Source organism: Campylobacter concisus (assembly GCF_003048605.1).
Classification (GTDB): Bacteria; Campylobacterota; Campylobacteria; order Campylobacterales; family Campylobacteraceae; genus Campylobacter_A; species Campylobacter_A concisus_BM.
Genome location: NZ_PIRX01000004.1, coordinates 103,194 through 118,102, shown reverse-complemented (window position 1 = coordinate 118,102; position 14,909 = coordinate 103,194). Strand labels below are relative to the sequence as shown.

General features: G+C 41.2%; 14 protein-coding genes. 8 read left to right on the top strand and 6 right to left on the bottom strand.

The genetic code is table 11. From position 1 onward, the window contains the following. The first annotated feature begins 5 nt into the window (after nucleotides 1-5). From CVS86_RS04205 to CVS86_RS04170, 8 genes are read left to right on the top strand one after another with little or no spacing between them, the layout of a single operon-like run. Complete coding sequence (locus CVS86_RS04205; protein WP_107791070.1) at nucleotides 6-527, top strand: iron transporter; 522 nt, start codon at nucleotides 6-8, stop codon at nucleotides 525-527. A 51-nt stretch (nucleotides 528-578) separates the two neighbouring features. Then, a complete protein-coding gene (locus CVS86_RS04200; protein WP_107791069.1) occupies nucleotides 579-1,958 on the top strand; it encodes a Fe-S-containing protein in 1,380 nt (459 codons plus the stop codon). Beyond that, nucleotides 1,955-3,247 (top strand): ABC transporter permease, encoded by a 1,293-nt coding sequence (locus CVS86_RS04195; protein ID WP_009294899.1) that lies wholly within the window; start codon nucleotides 1,955-1,957, stop codon nucleotides 3,245-3,247. Before CVS86_RS04200 ends, CVS86_RS04195 begins: the two co-directional genes overlap by 4 nt. Continuing rightward, a complete protein-coding gene (locus tag CVS86_RS04190; protein ID WP_107791068.1) occupies nucleotides 3,234-4,376 on the top strand; it encodes an ABC transporter permease in 1,143 nt (380 codons plus the stop codon). Before CVS86_RS04195 ends, CVS86_RS04190 begins: the two co-directional genes overlap by 14 nt. Before the next feature lies 1 nt (nucleotide 4,377). Next, nucleotides 4,378-5,067, top strand: a complete 690-nt coding sequence (locus CVS86_RS04185; protein ID WP_004317741.1) for an ABC transporter ATP-binding protein — start codon at nucleotides 4,378-4,380, stop codon at nucleotides 5,065-5,067. Next, a complete protein-coding gene (locus tag CVS86_RS04180; protein WP_009294896.1) occupies nucleotides 5,057-5,551 on the top strand; it encodes a TlpA family protein disulfide reductase in 495 nt (164 codons plus the stop codon). Before CVS86_RS04185 ends, CVS86_RS04180 begins: the two co-directional genes overlap by 11 nt. Before the next feature lie 8 nt (nucleotides 5,552-5,559). Then, nucleotides 5,560-6,138: a hypothetical protein gene (locus tag CVS86_RS04175; RefSeq protein ID WP_107791067.1), complete on the top strand. Its 579-nt coding sequence runs from the start codon at nucleotides 5,560-5,562 to the stop codon at nucleotides 6,136-6,138. A 31-nt stretch (nucleotides 6,139-6,169) separates the two neighbouring features. Continuing rightward, nucleotides 6,170-7,423: a DUF2920 family protein gene (locus tag CVS86_RS04170; protein ID WP_107791066.1), complete on the top strand. Its 1,254-nt coding sequence runs from the start codon at nucleotides 6,170-6,172 to the stop codon at nucleotides 7,421-7,423. A 55-nt stretch (nucleotides 7,424-7,478) separates the two neighbouring features. Here the strand turns inward: CVS86_RS04170 and CVS86_RS04165 are convergent, their stop codons facing one another. The 6 genes from CVS86_RS04165 to der all read right to left on the bottom strand — a co-directional run bounded on the left by CVS86_RS04165 (nucleotide 7,479) and on the right by der (nucleotide 14,770). Further along, nucleotides 7,479-9,845 carry a tetratricopeptide repeat protein gene (locus tag CVS86_RS04165; protein ID WP_107791065.1) on the bottom strand — a complete coding sequence of 789 codons (2,367 nt, stop codon included), beginning with the start codon at nucleotides 9,843-9,845 and terminating at the stop codon, nucleotides 7,479-7,481. Beyond that, nucleotides 9,845-11,089 (bottom strand): serine--tRNA ligase, encoded by a 1,245-nt coding sequence (gene serS / locus CVS86_RS04160; RefSeq protein ID WP_103590423.1) that lies wholly within the window; start codon nucleotides 11,087-11,089, stop codon nucleotides 9,845-9,847. Before serS ends, CVS86_RS04165 begins: the two co-directional genes overlap by 1 nt. Before the next feature lie 21 nt (nucleotides 11,090-11,110). Further along, the gene (locus CVS86_RS04155; RefSeq protein WP_009294891.1) at nucleotides 11,111-11,551 is read right to left on the bottom strand and encodes a hypothetical protein; all 441 of its coding nucleotides are present in this window, start codon (nucleotides 11,549-11,551) and stop codon (nucleotides 11,111-11,113) included. Between the two features lie 8 nt (nucleotides 11,552-11,559). After that, nucleotides 11,560-12,525: a tryptophan--tRNA ligase gene (trpS, locus tag CVS86_RS04150; RefSeq protein WP_107791064.1), complete on the bottom strand. Its 966-nt coding sequence runs from the start codon at nucleotides 12,523-12,525 to the stop codon at nucleotides 11,560-11,562. Nucleotides 12,526-12,879: 354 nt separating this feature from the next. Continuing rightward, a complete protein-coding gene (locus CVS86_RS04145; protein WP_107791063.1) occupies nucleotides 12,880-13,401 on the bottom strand; it encodes a shikimate kinase in 522 nt (173 codons plus the stop codon). Beyond that, on the bottom strand, nucleotides 13,382-14,770 hold the full coding sequence (gene der / locus CVS86_RS04140) for a ribosome biogenesis GTPase Der (RefSeq protein ID WP_107791062.1): 1,389 nt from the start codon (nucleotides 14,768-14,770) through the stop codon (nucleotides 13,382-13,384). Before der ends, CVS86_RS04145 begins: the two co-directional genes overlap by 20 nt. Nucleotides 14,771-14,909: the final 139 nt, after the last annotated feature.

Sequence of the window (14,909 nt, the reverse complement as noted above, 5' to 3'; positions counted from 1 at the left end):
AGGAAATGAATAAAATTCTTAGTTCAGCTCTAGCACTTAGTCTAGCAGCTGGTTTTGCACTTGCTGGAGAGCACCCAATCGGCGATCCTGTAGAGGCTAATGGCATGGAGATAGCTGCTGTTTATCTTGAGCCAATCGACATGGAACCAAAAGGCGTTGATCTAGCTCCAAGCTTAGCTGATCTTCACTTAGAAGCTGACATCAAGGCTATAAAAGGCAACAAAAACGGCTTTGGCGAAGGCGAGTGGATCCCATATCTAAAGATCAACTATGAGCTAAAAAACCTTGATAATGGTAAAACTAAAAAAGGTACATTTATGCCTATGGTTGCAAGCGATGGCCCACACTACGGCGCTAACGTAAAAATGGATACAGGTGTAGGCAACTATGAGCTTAAATTCCACATCGACAATCCAGAAAAACAAGGCTTTGGTCGCCACGCTGACAAAGAGACTGGTGTTGGTAAATGGTTTGAGCCTTTCACAACAACTTATAAATTTCAATGGACAGGTGGTCCTGTTAAATAATCACTTTGGGGCGTTCTCGCCCCTTTTTAAAAATTCTCATAGGGTTTAGTTATGTCAATTTACTTCTATCAGGTCTTTTTAGCCCTCCTTGGATTTACGCTTTTTGCTGCCTTAAATAACAATGGCAAAAGTTTAAAAACGATCTTTTTACCATCATTTCTTGGCGTTGTTGCCGGTGTGCTTATCTTTAAAGCTGCTCGTCATGCGCTTGTTGATGACCAGTTTAAAATTTTCATAGATTCAGTGACACTGGTTTTTCTACTAATTAGCATTTTATGGATATTTTTCGAGCTTAAGATAGCAAAAATCGTAACATTTTTTATTTTAGGCATCGGCTTTGGCTTTGGTTATAGCTCAAGTAGCGCATTGTTCCCACTTTTTGGCGGCGAGTTGCTTGACACGCTTTCAGTTATTAGCTTCTTTTTGATGATCTTTGCGATGATCTTGATGCTGTTTTTATTTTTCTTCATTTCAAATTTAAAAGCTAGCATCCCATCATTTGTAGCTAAAATTTTAGCTCTTATCACACTAATATTTTTACTAGTTGATAGAAGCTCACAAACTGCACTCGAGCTTTTACGTGCAGGCGCTTTAAAGATAAGTAGCGAGCTAAATTCTCAAATTTTATCTATCAGCGCAAAAGGCATCTACGTCACAGAATTTAGTGCCTATTTTTACATAGTAGTGATCCTACTTTTATGCATCATCGCACTTTGCTTTATGCCAAAAAGTATCGATAAGAGCACGTTTGGCTCTATCAAATACCGCTTTACAAAAGCCATTAGAGAAAATGTCTTTGACAATGCAAAATTTGCATTTTGCAGCGTTTTAATAGCACTTGGCTTCTCTCTTTATTTTGATCTTTACGCATCTCGCCCACCTCAAATTTCAGAGCCAGTTTTGGTTGAGCCAGTGGGAGATAAATTTATATTTGATGTTGATATGTTAAAAGATAATGAACTTCACAGATTTGCCTACATCACAGATGAGGGCAAACAGATAAGATTTTTCTTGCTAAACCGCTTTAGCGACCGCCCATCTCCAGTCATCGTCTTTGACTCGTGCATGATATGTGGCGATATGGGCTACATAAAAAGAGGTAATGACCTTATTTGTATCTCTTGTAATGTTAGAATTTTCTTGCCGTCAGTTGGCAAAGAGGGCGGTTGTAACCCGATCCCTATGGCATTTACCTTTGATGGTAAAAATATCATAGTGGATTACAAAACGATCGTCGCAGGGGCAAACTACTTTAGCAAAGTCGTCGAAAAGATGGTGCTTGACCCTGTAAGCCATAAAAAGGTGAGCAATCTTGATTCAAGATCATATTTATACTACGGACGCACATATTTCTTTGAGAGCAACGAAACTCAGGCGAAATTTGAAGCAAATCCAGAAAAATATGTAGAAACAAATGGAACGTTAAAATGAAAAATATGCAACTAAGAATGATAAAAAGCTCGATCACTGGCTCAAAGGTGCAAAAGACGATGGCGTTTATCACCATCTTACTAGCTGCTCTTTTGATAGCTTGCATGCTAAATATCACGCTAAAAATCGGCGATCAAGTGGCAAGCGAGCTTAGAGGATATGGCTCAAATATCGTCGTTTTACCACGCGGTGAGAGCCTAAGCATCGAGATCGAGGGTAAAAATTTCACCCCACTAAAATCACAAAATTTACTCCCAGAAGCTGATATCTACAAGATAAAAGAGATCTTTTGGCGAAATAACATCGTCGCTTTTGCTCCGTTTTTAGAGACAAAGGTAAAAGACGCTAAGGGCGATGAGTTTAGCTTTGAGGGGACATATTTTGATAAAAATATCGGACTAAAAGATGAGCCAGAATTTAGCACAGGCGTTAAGAGTTTGTATGGATTTTGGGGTGTTGAGGGCGCTTGGCCAAAAGATGAGAGCATGGATGAAATTTTAGTAGGAGATGAGCTTGCAAAGGCTAAAAATTTAAAAGTTGGCGACAAGCTTAGCCTTGTGGGCAAAAACGGCACAAAAGAGGTTAGCGTGGTTGGCATCTTAAAAGGGGCAAGCGACGAGGCACATAAGCTAATAGGCTCGCTCAAACTTGCTGGCGATCTCTCAGGTCACGCTGGCTCATACACAAAAGCTGAGGTCTCAGCCATGACGATCCCAGAAAACGATCTATCGCTAAAAGCAAGAAGAAATTTAGACAACCTTGATAGCGCAGAGTACGATAAATGGTACTGCTCAGCCTATGCAGGCTCGATCGCATTTCAGATAGAAGAAAATTTACCAAATGTTAGCGCAAAAGCAAGCCTTCAAGTAAGCGACGCTGAGAGTAATATCGTAAAGAAAATTCAAAGCCTAATGGGCATCGTTAGTATCATCGCTCTTGTGGTCTCAGCCATCGGCATAACATCGCTAATGACAAGTGAAATTTACCGCCGCAAAAAAGAGATCGGTCTTTTAAAAGCCATAGGCGCAAGTAACTTTGAAATTTACGCTCTTTTTGCTAGCGAGAGCCTTGTGGTTGCCTTTTTTGCAGGCATCACTGGAGCATTTTTAGGATACGCGCTAAGCTACGTGATGTCTTACATCATCTTCTCTCACGGCATAGGCATAGCATGGATCGTGCTGCCAATAAGCGTGGCATTTGCCTTGCTCATCTCAGTCGTTGGCTCGCTAATGCCAATGAGAAACGTCATAAATTTACTACCTGCGGAGGTGCTATATGACCGCAAATAGCAAATTCTTTTACAACCTGATCTACAAAAGCCTAAAAAATGGCTCATCAAGGGTTATGGTCATCGTGGTCTCGATCTTGCTTGGAGCGTGCGTGTGTGCGGCATTTGTCAATGTCTATCTGGATATCGACTCAAAGGTCTCACGCGAGCTAAAAACTTATGGTGCAAATATGATCTTTGCTCCAAAAGATATGGCGACAAGTGATGATATGAGTGAAAAAACCTATAATGAAATGATCGCTAAAGTGCCAAAAGATAAGCTTTTAGGCGAGAGCGGTTATCTCTTTGCTCAGGCAAATATCGGTCCGACAAATGCCATCGTCATGGGGACAAAATTTAGCAATCTAAAAAAAGTTAAGCCGTTTTTGGATGTTAGAGATGGAGCGATGATAAATGTTGATTTTGACGATAAAAACGTGCTAATAGGCGTCGATCTTGCTCGTCAAGCTGGCTTTAAAGCAGGCGATGATATAGAAATTCGTGCCATTGGCTCAAACGAGAGCATAAATGTAAAGATAAAAGGCGTAGTGGCAAGTGGCGACAAAGAGGATGCCCTTTTGATCACGTCGCTATCTTTGGCTCAGAAAATTTCAAACAAAGTTGGCAAGATAAACTATGCTGAAGCTGTTGTGCTTGGAAATTTTGATGAGATAACATCGCTTGCAAAAACTATAAGCAACGATGAAATAGTCGCAAAACCAGTGGCAAAGGTCTCAAAGTCTGAGGGTTATATCTTAGAAAAGATCAAACTTCTAATGGCACTTGTCAGCCTTGTCATCTTGCTCATTACTTCAATGTGCGTAAATACAACGCTTAGTGCTATCTTGCTCTCTCGATCACGTGAGATCGCACTTCTTAGAGCTATAGGCGCAAGCAAAAAAGACGTGCTAAGGCTGTTTGGCTTTGAAACATTTGTGACAGCGCTCATCTCAGCGTTAGTCGGAGCGTTTTTAGGTTATCTACTAGCTCAAATTTTAGGTTATGCGATATTTGATTCTAGTATTGATTTTAGAATTCTAAGCATCCCAGTAGCTGTGGTCATATCACTTCTTTTTGCAGCGATCGCAGCGTTTTACCCGATTAAGCGGGCACTTAATAACAAAATGGCAGATACACTAAGAGGAGAATGATATGCAAAATGCACTAGAACTTAAAAATATTTGTAAAATTTTTGGCGATGTAAAAGCACTTGATGATATAAGTTTTGAGGTTAAAAAGGGCGAGTGGGTCAGCGTCATGGGTCCAAGCGGTAGCGGTAAGAGTACGCTTGTAAATATCCTTTCTCTAATGGATACTCCAAGTAGTGGTGTCTATATGCTTGGCGGCGATGATGCGAGCAACCTAAACGCTGATGATACGCTTAAATTTAGACGTGAAAAGATCGGACTTGTCTTTCAGCAGTTTCACCTAGTGCCATATCTTAGCGCGCTTGAAAACGTGATGATAGCGCAGTATTATCACAGCTCAGTTGATGAAGAGGATGCTAAAAAGGCACTTGAGGCAGTTGGTCTCTCTCACAGGCTAACACACAGACCAAGTCAACTAAGTGGTGGTGAGCAACAACGCCTTTGTATCGCACGCTCGCTCATAAACGACCCTGAAATTTTAATAGCAGATGAGCCAACTGGTAACCTTGACGAGGCAAATGAGAGGATCATACTTGATCTTTTTTGCAAGCTAAGAAAAGAGGGCAAGACGATACTTCTAGTCACTCACAACCCAGATCTAGGCGAGTATGGCGATAAGATCGTCTATCTAAGACATGGCAAACTAGAGAAGATCCGCACTATCGAAAATCCAAAGGTGCCAAATGCGATATAAAATTTTACTTTTATGTCTAGTATCAGCCCTAGTTTTGGGCTGCGTCAAGCAGTATGAGAAGCACCACATCACGCTAAATGACTCAAGTGGCATCGATACGCAGTTTTTCCCTACCGAAAAGCGCCTAAAGATAGGTGACAAGCCATATATGCTATTTTTCTTTGGCACGGACTGTGGGGTGTGCAAGGCTGCGATCCCTGATCTAAACGCACTTGAAAAAGAGTATGGCAAAGAGGTTCAGTTCATTGGCATTTTAGGGCCTAGCAAGGGCTTTGATAAGGATATCGAAATCTTAAAAGAGCACAACATTACCTTTAAAACTACAAGTGATAAGGTCTCGGTGGATTACTTCAGCAAGGCAGTTGGTGGCGTTATGGGCGTGCCAGTTATCTATTTTTTTGATAAAGATGGTAAGATGCGATCAAAATTTATCGGTCTTACACCAAAAAGTGTGCTTGAAGGTGCTATAAGATCGCTCTTATAGGAGTGAAGATGAGAAATTTCTTTTTATTTGTCTTGGCGGTATTTTTTGTCGGATGTGCTAGCAGCACGCCAAATATCTCGGTAAAAACGAGCGATCCGATCTTTTTTACGCTTGGTGAAGCAAACAAAAGCGTCTATGTAAATTTTAAAAATAGCGCGACCGGACAAGATGTAAATGCTGAAATTTTAAGCGAATTTGCAAAGGCTGGCTTTAGAAATGAGCCAAATATCAAAAATGCCGACTTCATCATCCTTGGCGACGTGCAAAGTTTTTCTAGGACAACCAAAAGAGATCCTAGATTTTCAATGGGCATGGGATATGGCTTTGGCAGACCAAGTTTTGGCTTTGGCTACTCGATGTTTTTCCCATTTGACTATGATTATGATGACGACTTTAGCACAAACAGCTATGCTTACTACATGCAAGTAAGCGTGCTAGTGCGCCCAAAAGATGGCGGTGAGAAAGCGACAAATATCTCGCTCATGCAAGCTGGCAATGTCTATTCGCCAAGCTACATTTGGCCATTTTTCAAAGAGCGCCTAGCAAAACAGATCGTTAGCTTTTTTTATAACGTCTCACAAAGGTAGAGAGATTTAGCGAAATTTAAAAGGAGTTAAGATGCTAGTTGATGGAAGCTACGAAATTTTATCTTGTGATGATGTGGAGCTTGGTATCAAAAGAAGCTCTGCTTTATCTTTTTATGCCTGTTATGACGATGTTAAAGAGGCAAAAGCTCTTTTAGTTATCATCTCTGGTTTTGGAGAGGACTCTGACTCTGGCTATAGAACCCATCTCATGCGAAGCATGGTAGAGTCTTATGATGTGGCATGCATTAGTGTGGATTATCACTGTATAGGCAACCGCCCACAGCTTGGGGCAAAAATTGGGCTTGATGATATAGACCGCGCGATACTAATAAGAGAATTGGCAAAGATCGGTATAACTTTACCTATTGATTTAAAAATAGTTGATAACTATGATAAAACCTGCGTTTTACTTAAAAGTCTTAACGAGGAGATCACTATTAGAAAAGAGAGCGGGGTCTTGCCAGATGATTTTATTTTAGATATCAGTATGACTATGTTACCGACAAAAAATGAATACCAAAATTTTGGCGTTATGCAAGCAATGGACGTGCTAAATGCCGTGCTTTATACAAAAAAATATATAAATAGTGCCAAATTTGAGCATCTACCAGTGATAATGGTAGGCAGCTCACATGGTGGATATCTGTCACATATGTGCGCTAAGATCGCTCCATGGCTAGTTGATGGGGTGATAGATAATAGCTCTTACGCTATATTTTTATGGAAACTTATTGGTTTTGGCAAGGAGATTGATTTTACTAGATTTTTTGGTTGTGGCACTGGAAATTTATATGAAAATTTAAATCTTTATTTCTGTGATAAAACTTATTGGACTCTTAATGAGAAATCACCATATTATTTTAGTGATGCAAGAGAAGAGATAAGAAATATCCTAAATTTAGATCATTTAACTGTTCAAAGTAGCTATAAAAAACCAGTTTACGTTAGCCATCACTGCATTTATGACACAGATATAGCCCCATCAAAGGATAAAACCAAGCTTTACGAGGCTCTTAAGAAGCTTAAATTTGACGCGACACTTCATATGATAAAAGATGAGAGCGAGGTTGATGGCAAATTTATAAAGTCACTAACTCACGGCATGGGGATGTCTTATAAACTGCTTTTGCAAAGAGAGCTTCCTAGCGTTATGAAGAAAATCTTGTCTAAAAAAGATAAAAAAGATGAGATCAATGAAAAATGCATAGAGTATAAGTGTGGTGATTTGCTTTATAAATTTAGTGAAGTCTCAGATCAGATAAGGCTTGAAGTTACCAATATTTAAATTTTATAGCCATTTTATCTAAAGCTAGGCTTTTAAAGACCTAGCTTTAAATTTTCTAATTATCTATCATAAAATCATAAAATTCGTTGTTATATCCTACGTTTCCTACTTTGCTATATTGTATAAGAGCGGCTTTTATGTTATCGATTTGCTGATACATAAAGCCAAGGGCGGCTCTGTTTTCGACAGCGCTTGGATCATTTAGCTTTGTAAGCTCTAAAAGTGCGATCGCGTTTGTTATTTTGTTTGCTCCAGTGGCCGCCACAGAGGCTAAAAAGAGCGTTCCAGCGTCATTTATCTTAAACTCATCTATAATCTCATTATAAAGCTTAAAACTCTCGTCAAAGTCGTTTGTAAAGATATCCACGTAGGCTAGAGTTTGGATCAAATTTATATTTTTTGGCGCGCTCTTTAGCTGGGCTCTTAGCTTGTCACGCTCCCTTGTTAGCAGGCCTGAGATCTGAAGTAGCTTGATGTATTGCTTTTTGATGATGTCAGCGCCGTGATAGAAGGCATTTGAGTCGAGATTTTTATCGGTGAAGTAAATTTGTATCGCTTTTGCGTACTCTTTGACGTTTTGATCTTTGTTTTTAGAGATGAAATTTAATATATTTGCGATGATATCATTTGGTAAGATCTTCATAAGCTCATCAGCCTTTTTTGACATTAGTTCATCGTTGTTTGAGATTTTAGCAATGATGATATCAAAGGCTAAATTTAGCGTCGTAGGCTCTTTTGGCTCTTCAAGCCACCTTATCATCGCACTTTGGTTGCCGCTTATCAGGCTTAAAAGTGAGGCGTATAAATTTACAGGCTTTAGGCTTTTGTCATTTTCTAAATTTTCGCCGATCTCTTCAACTAGTTTTGGATTTAAATTTCTATTTATATCCATGCAGATAGCCCCAAAGATGCCAGAGAGGTGGTTATTTACATCTTGATGGTAGCTTGCTATAAAGTGTTTTGCAGCAAGGCTAAAATTTCCAAGCTGAGCGTAGCTAAGAGCTAGGTTATACTGCAAGATCGAGTGGTTTGGATAGGCTTTGGCAAGCTCTTCAAAGTCCTTGTTTGCCTCTTTTAAGCGGTAGTTAAGTGCCTTTGCGATGGCTTCGCTAAGTTTGGCATTGACCTTTGAGGCGGCGGCACTTTGGCTAAGGTAGTCATTTGCCGCTGAGGTATCGTCTAAAAAGACGCTAACACCACCTTTTCTTATCTGCTCGATGCTCTGTTTTGCGTCAAAAACCTTGTAAGGCGCGAAGTAAAAGAGCGTCTCGTAGCGTCTTGTTCTATCAAAAAACATATCGTCACTAAAGTGCGCCTGAGCTAGGCTAACGTCAAAAAGATCTGGCTTTAGGATGGTCTTTATCTTGTAAATTTTACTTGGCATCGAGGCGTTGTAGTCATAAACATCTTTGATAAATGCTGCCGCATCGCCATAATCAGCCGTTTTTAGATCGATTAGTGCCTCAGTCATCTTGATAAGATCGATATTTGGCGTGTTTTTAGAAGCCTTTGTTAGATAGTCCCTTGCCTTGTCGTATTTGCCAAGTCTTGCGTAGAGCTGTGCTAGCGTAAAGTCAGCCTTAAACGCCTTTTGTCCTTCAAGCTTAGCTATGGCTCTTTCGTCATCGCCAAGAAGCGATAAAATTTTAGCGCTTAGGTAGGCATACTCGCCCTTATAGTCCTCTGTGCTAGGGTGCGAGAGTGCTTGCAGCGCCTCGTAATAATTGCCCTTGTAATAATTAACTAGCGCATAGTAGTAGCTGTAAAGTGGCGAGCTGTTTTCATATTGCAAAAAGGAGTCTGCAAGCCCTATGTAATAATTGAAATTTTTGGTGTTATTTAGCTCAAGCGAGCAAACAGCGGCGTTTATGGCGCTAACTGCGGTGTTTTCGCGGTCAGTTATCGCTTTGTTAAACGAGATGATCGCCTCGTCGCATTTTTCTTGTTTCATCTGTGAAACGCCGAGGTTGTAGTTTGAAAGCGACTGGTTATAAACGGCTATATTTTCATAAATTTTTAACGCTTCAAATTTGTTGCCACGCTCATAAAGCTGGTTAGCCTTGTTTATCATCTCATCGATCTTTGAAGCACCAAAATTTTGCGTTTGGTAGTTGTTTTCTATATTTTTTACGATAGCTGTAGTGTCTATCTCCTCTTTTTTGTCTTTTTTTAGCAAGACGATTAGCAAAACAGCGATCAAGATGACAAGCACCAAAGCAGCTGCGCCGATGATGATAAAGAGCTTTTTCTTGCTCTTTTTTACAGGTATCGGCTCTGGGATGCTCTCATCTTGCAGCACGCCATCACTTGCTATGCTCTCAAGTGAGACGATCTCTTCAGGAGCTTCAGCTTTTGCCTCCTCAGGCGCTTGCTCTGCTTGCTCGCCAGGTGGTTTTAGAACTACAACCTCGTCATCAGCCACTACATATACCTTTTAAGAACTTCTGGAATTTCGATAGTGCCATCAGCCTTTTGGTAGTTTTCCATTATCGCTATTAGCGTCCTGCCAACTGCCAGACTTGAGCCATTTAGGGTATTTACAAGCATATTTTTCTTACCATCTTTAAAGCGAATTTTCGCTCTTCTTGCTTGAAAATCACGAGTATTAGAGATAGAGCTTATCTCGCGGTACTTGCCCTGACCTGGTAGCCAAACCTCAAGATCCACCGTCTTTGCTGCGCTAAAGCCTAGATCGCCGCTACAAAGAAGCATGTGGCGGTGAGGCAAACCAAGGCTAGTTAGCAAGTCGCTAGCGCAAGATATCATCTCAGCAAGCACGCCCTCGCTTTGATCAGGTTTTGTGATGCTTACAAGCTCGACCTTTTCAAACTGGTGCTGGCGGATCATGCCCCTTGTGTCGCGTCCTGCTGAGCCTGCCTCTTGGCGGAAGCATGCTGAGTAGCAAGTCATCTTTATAGGTAGCTGCTCAGCCTCAATGATGGTGTCATTGTATAAATTTGTCACAGGTACTTCGCTAGTTGGGATGAGGTAGAGGTTCTCGTCACGCACCTTGTAAAGATCCTCTTCAAATTTAGGTAGCTGACCAGTGCCAAAAAGTGTGTTTGAGCTTACTAGATAAGGGACATTTACAAGCTCAAAGCCTCGTGCGCTGTTAAAGTCGATCATATAATTAACAAGCGCTCTACTAAGCCTTGCTCCCATGCCACGAAGCACGGTAAAGCGCGACCCTGAGAGCTTTGCGCCCCTTTCAAAGTCAAGCCAGCCAAGGCTCTCGCCTAGCTCCCAGTGCTCCTTTGGCGTAAAGTCAAATTTAGTTGGCTCTAGCACCGTTTTTATGCAGACGTTATCGTCCTCGTCCTTGCCAAATGGTACGTCATCGTCGGTGATATTTGGCACGCTAAATGAAATTTGCTCAAGCTTTTCTTCATATTGTTTAACAATCTCATCAGCGTCAGCAAGGGCAGCTTTGTTTAAATTTAGCTCACTCTTAAGCTCGCTCACATCTTCACCAGCTCTTGCTTTTACGCCAAGCTCCTTGCTCTTTGCGTTTTGGATCGCTTGGAAATTTTCAAGTGCTTTGCGCTTTTGCTTTAGCTCGTTAAAAGTCTGCAAAAGCTCGTCTAGCAGGCTAGCTTTAACGTTTTTGCCCTCTAGTTTTTTTACGAATTCATCGTAGTTTGTCTCAAGTAGTTTTAAATTTATCATTATCCTCTCCTTATCCTATCCTTAAACCATAAACATAACTTTTGCAAGCAAGACGATCGCCACCGCAAGCGTAAGCGCGATAGGGTGGATGTTGCCAAGTGGGCTAGGGCGCTTAAATATAAATTTGCAGCTTAAATTTACTATCACCGCAGCCACGATCACCATCGCTAAGCAAAATTTGATCATAAAAGCGATCTGTAAATTTGTCTCAAAGTAGCCTCCAGCCTTGCTGCCGACCCAGTTACTCATCATCATGCCACCAGTTAAAACTAAAAGTAGCACGCAAATAGGCATGATCTTAACAGCTACTGAGCCGATGGCTTGCTTTGCCTTTTGAGCAAGCTCTGGCGGCATCTTTTTGCTTGCCGCTCTTAATATGATCACATCAAAAAATAGATAACCAACAAAGATAATCGCACAAAAAAGGTGAATTATCTGCGCGTAGGGATATAAATTTTGCATATTTTTCCTTATCTGTAAATTCCAACCGCTTCACGCACTTTTTTTATCGTTGCGTGAGCTACATTTTGGGCTTTTTTAGCGCCTAGATCTAAAATTTTAGCCACCTCGTCAGGGTTGTTTTGATAGTATTCAAATTTCTCTCTTGCATCTTTGAAATAGTCCCAAACAAGCTCGTTTAGATAGGCTTTAAAGTGTCCGTGACCCTCGCCGCCTCGCTCATATCTAGCCTGCAAGTCGCACTGTCCGCTCTCGTCTAAGAAAAGCTTTGCGATGTTATAGACGTTGCAGTTTTGCCACTGCTTTGGCTCTTCAAGCGGCGTGCCATCAGTCACGATGCTTGAAATTTGCTTTTTAAGCGTCTTGGCGTCTGCGAAGATATCGATCGTGTTGCCGTAGCTTTTGCTCATCTTTTCGCCATTTGTGCCGGGCACGGTAGCGACGTTTTCATCGATCTTTGCCTCAGGCAATGTAAAAATCTCGCCATGTTCGTTGTTAAATTTGATCGCGATGTCGCGCGCGATCTCTACGTGCTGGATCTGGTCTTTGCCCACAGGCACGACCTGCGCGTTATAAAGCAAGATATCAGCCGCCATCAAAACTGGGTAGCTAAAGAGTCCGTGGTGCGAGCTAATGCCCTTTGCGACCTTGTCTTTGTAACTGTGCGCGCGCTCAAGTAGCCCCATAGGCGTGTGCTGGCTTAGCACCCAGTAAAGCTCAAGCACGTCTTTAACGTCACTTTGCACCCAGAAAATGCTCTTGTCTGGGTCGATCCCAAGCGCCAAAAATGCACACGCAGCGTCAAATGTGTTTTGCTTTAGCGCCTTGCCGTCGCTAAGGCTGGTCATCGCATGGTAGTTTGCTATAAACATAAACATCTCGTTTTGCTCTTGCATATCAACCATCTGCTTTATCGAGGCAAAATAGTTGCCAAGGTGTAGTTTGCCAGAGGGTTGGAGGCCAGTTAATACTCTCATCTTATCCTTTCAAATTTTGGCTTTTTCTCGCGAGCGCTTTTGATAGAGATTTGAAATTTTAAGCTTTCGGCAGACTATATGTCTAGCCTCGGCTTAAAATTTCAAATCTCTATCAAAATCATCTCACGATACTTCGCCAAAATGCTTTTTTTAAATTTTAACATCAGGGTAGATACTTTTATCTAGTCTAATCTTAAAATTTAGCTTGCTAGCCCTCACTTAAAAACAAAATTTCGCCTTGCCTAAACAAAAAACTCTTCGCCAAAGCTTTTAAATTTTAACATCACGTTAGACTTTGTGCGTCTAGCTTGATCTTGAAATTTATCGTTGCAAGTAGCCCTCGCCACTTTGCAACTAAACTTTTAAAAGTATCCTTATCTCTTTTACGATCTGCTTTGGAGTTTTGCCCTCGACTTCAACGATATAATCAGCCTTTTTCTCGTAGAGCTTTTCTCGCTCCAGATGAAGTGCCTCAGCCTTTTTTAGGTCGCTTAAAAGCGGGCGTTTGGCGAGCTTTTTCTCGCTATTTTTGCTATTTTTTAGTCTTTGCATGATCGCATCAAAGCTTGCTTTTAGATAGATCACGGTGCCTATTTTGTTTAAATTTTTAACCTTTGCAAATCCCCCACCTGTCGAGATGATCGCATTTTTGACATTTGTCGCTAGAAATTTAGCAAGGTCTTTCTCAAGCTGCCTAAAATGCTCCTCTCCGTACTCTTCAAATATGGTTTTTATCTTCATATTTTGCGAGCTCTCTAGCAAGTCGTCGCAGTCAAGGTTCATCGTCTTTAACGCCTTACTTAGTGCCCTTGCGGTTGTGCCCTTGCCAACACCCATAAACCCTATCAAAACGATGTTATTGTTCTTTGTCTTCATCACTCTCTCCACGTTTTTTAGGGATTAGCACGATAGGCACACCAGCTAGGCTAAAGCTCTCTCTAAGCTTGTTTGTTAGGTAGCGTTTGTAGCTAAAGTGCAGGCATTTTTGGCGGTTCATTATGAGCGCTATCATGATAGGTGCGGTTTTAAACTGCGCTGCATAGTAGATTTTAACGACCCTGCCTTTATCTCGTGGCAGAGGGTGCGCTTTGGTTGCTTCGCCGATCACTTCATTTAGCTTTGAAGTTTGGATTTTTTGGGTGTAGTTTTTATAAATTTCAACTATGAGCGGGTAAATTTTATGCACTCTTTTGCCACCAAGTGCTGAGACGCTGATGATCGGCGCATATGAGAGAAATTTAAACCTATCCTTTATCTCTTTGCAAAGCTCGTCAAATTCTTCGCTACTTTTGTCCCATTTGTTTAGCACGATGATGACGCCAAGCTCAAATTTCGAGGCGATGCCAGCGATACGCTCATCAAGCTCGGTTAGTGGCTCAGAGCTATCAAGCACAAGTAGCGCCACGTCTGTCTCTTCTAAAATTTTCTCAGTTCTATTTAGCGCGTATCTCTCGATGCCTTCGATCTTGCCGCGCTTTCTGATACCGGCAGTATCGACAAACTCAAAAACTCTGCCATCATGCTCGTAAATTTCATTGACTGGGTCGATCGTAGTGCCTGCTACGTCGCTAACAACGGCGCGGCTCTCTTTTACAAGGGCGTTTAGAAGTGAGCTTTTGCCGACATTTACACGGCCTATGATGCCAACTCTTATGTTTTTGCTCTCATAGTCTATCTCGTCGCTTAGCTCGCCCTCGTCGTTATAGTTTTCTAAAAAATCATCAAAATCATCGATCAAATCGGCCTTTATCTGCACTTTCTCTTCTAGGTGCTTTGCTAGCCAGATGCTAAGCTCATCGACGCCAGTGTTGTGACTTACTGAAATGCCAAATGAGTTTTTTGCGCCAAAACTTACAAATTCCCACTCTCTTTGCTCGTCTTTTTTGCTGTCGATTTTGTTGATGACTAGAGCGATTGGTAAATTTAGCTTGCTAAGCTCGTAAAAAATGGCTCTATCCTCATCATCTGGCATCATTTTGCCATCGACCATGTATAGGATAACGTCTGAGTTTCTAGCCTCTGCTAAGGTCTTTGCTTTTACGTTTTTAAAAAGCTCGCTGCTATCATCAAGCCCGCCGCTGTCGATTAATATACACTCTTTGCCCTCAACTTCGATCTTAGCTTTATTTGTATCTCTTGTAGTGCCGCTAACGTCGCTTGTTATGGCGATGCGTCTTCTTGCTAGGCGGTTAAAAAGTGAGCTTTTGCCGACATTTGGCTTGCCTACTAATATTACTTTTTGCAAATTTTGTCCTTTTTATGATGGCTGATTATACAAATTTTTCTCTTATATAAAGTATAAAATTACGCTTAAAAGCGCCGAAATAAAAGAAAAAATCAACCAAAATTTAAGCCATTTTTCATTAAAATGAGTGCTTTAAATT

Coding starts and splice junctions, on each gene's coding strand:
- CVS86_RS04205 (WP_107791070.1), top strand. CDS start 6: ATGAATAAAATTCTTAGTTCAGCTCTAGCACTTAGTCTAGCAGCTGGT.
- CVS86_RS04200 (WP_107791069.1), top strand. CDS start 579: ATGTCAATTTACTTCTATCAGGTCTTTTTAGCCCTCCTTGGATTTACG.
- CVS86_RS04195 (WP_009294899.1), top strand. CDS start 1,955: ATGAAAAATATGCAACTAAGAATGATAAAAAGCTCGATCACTGGCTCA.
- CVS86_RS04190 (WP_107791068.1), top strand. CDS start 3,234: ATGACCGCAAATAGCAAATTCTTTTACAACCTGATCTACAAAAGCCTA.
- CVS86_RS04185 (WP_004317741.1), top strand. CDS start 4,378: ATGCAAAATGCACTAGAACTTAAAAATATTTGTAAAATTTTTGGCGAT.
- CVS86_RS04180 (WP_009294896.1), top strand. CDS start 5,057: ATGCGATATAAAATTTTACTTTTATGTCTAGTATCAGCCCTAGTTTTG.
- CVS86_RS04175 (WP_107791067.1), top strand. CDS start 5,560: ATGAGAAATTTCTTTTTATTTGTCTTGGCGGTATTTTTTGTCGGATGT.
- CVS86_RS04170 (WP_107791066.1), top strand. CDS start 6,170: ATGCTAGTTGATGGAAGCTACGAAATTTTATCTTGTGATGATGTGGAG.
- serS (WP_103590423.1), bottom strand. CDS start 11,089: ATGATAAATTTAAAACTACTTGAGACAAACTACGATGAATTCGTAAAA.
- CVS86_RS04155 (WP_009294891.1), bottom strand. CDS start 11,551: ATGCAAAATTTATATCCCTACGCGCAGATAATTCACCTTTTTTGTGCG.
- trpS (WP_107791064.1), bottom strand. CDS start 12,525: ATGAGAGTATTAACTGGCCTCCAACCCTCTGGCAAACTACACCTTGGC.
- CVS86_RS04145 (WP_107791063.1), bottom strand. CDS start 13,401: ATGAAGACAAAGAACAATAACATCGTTTTGATAGGGTTTATGGGTGTT.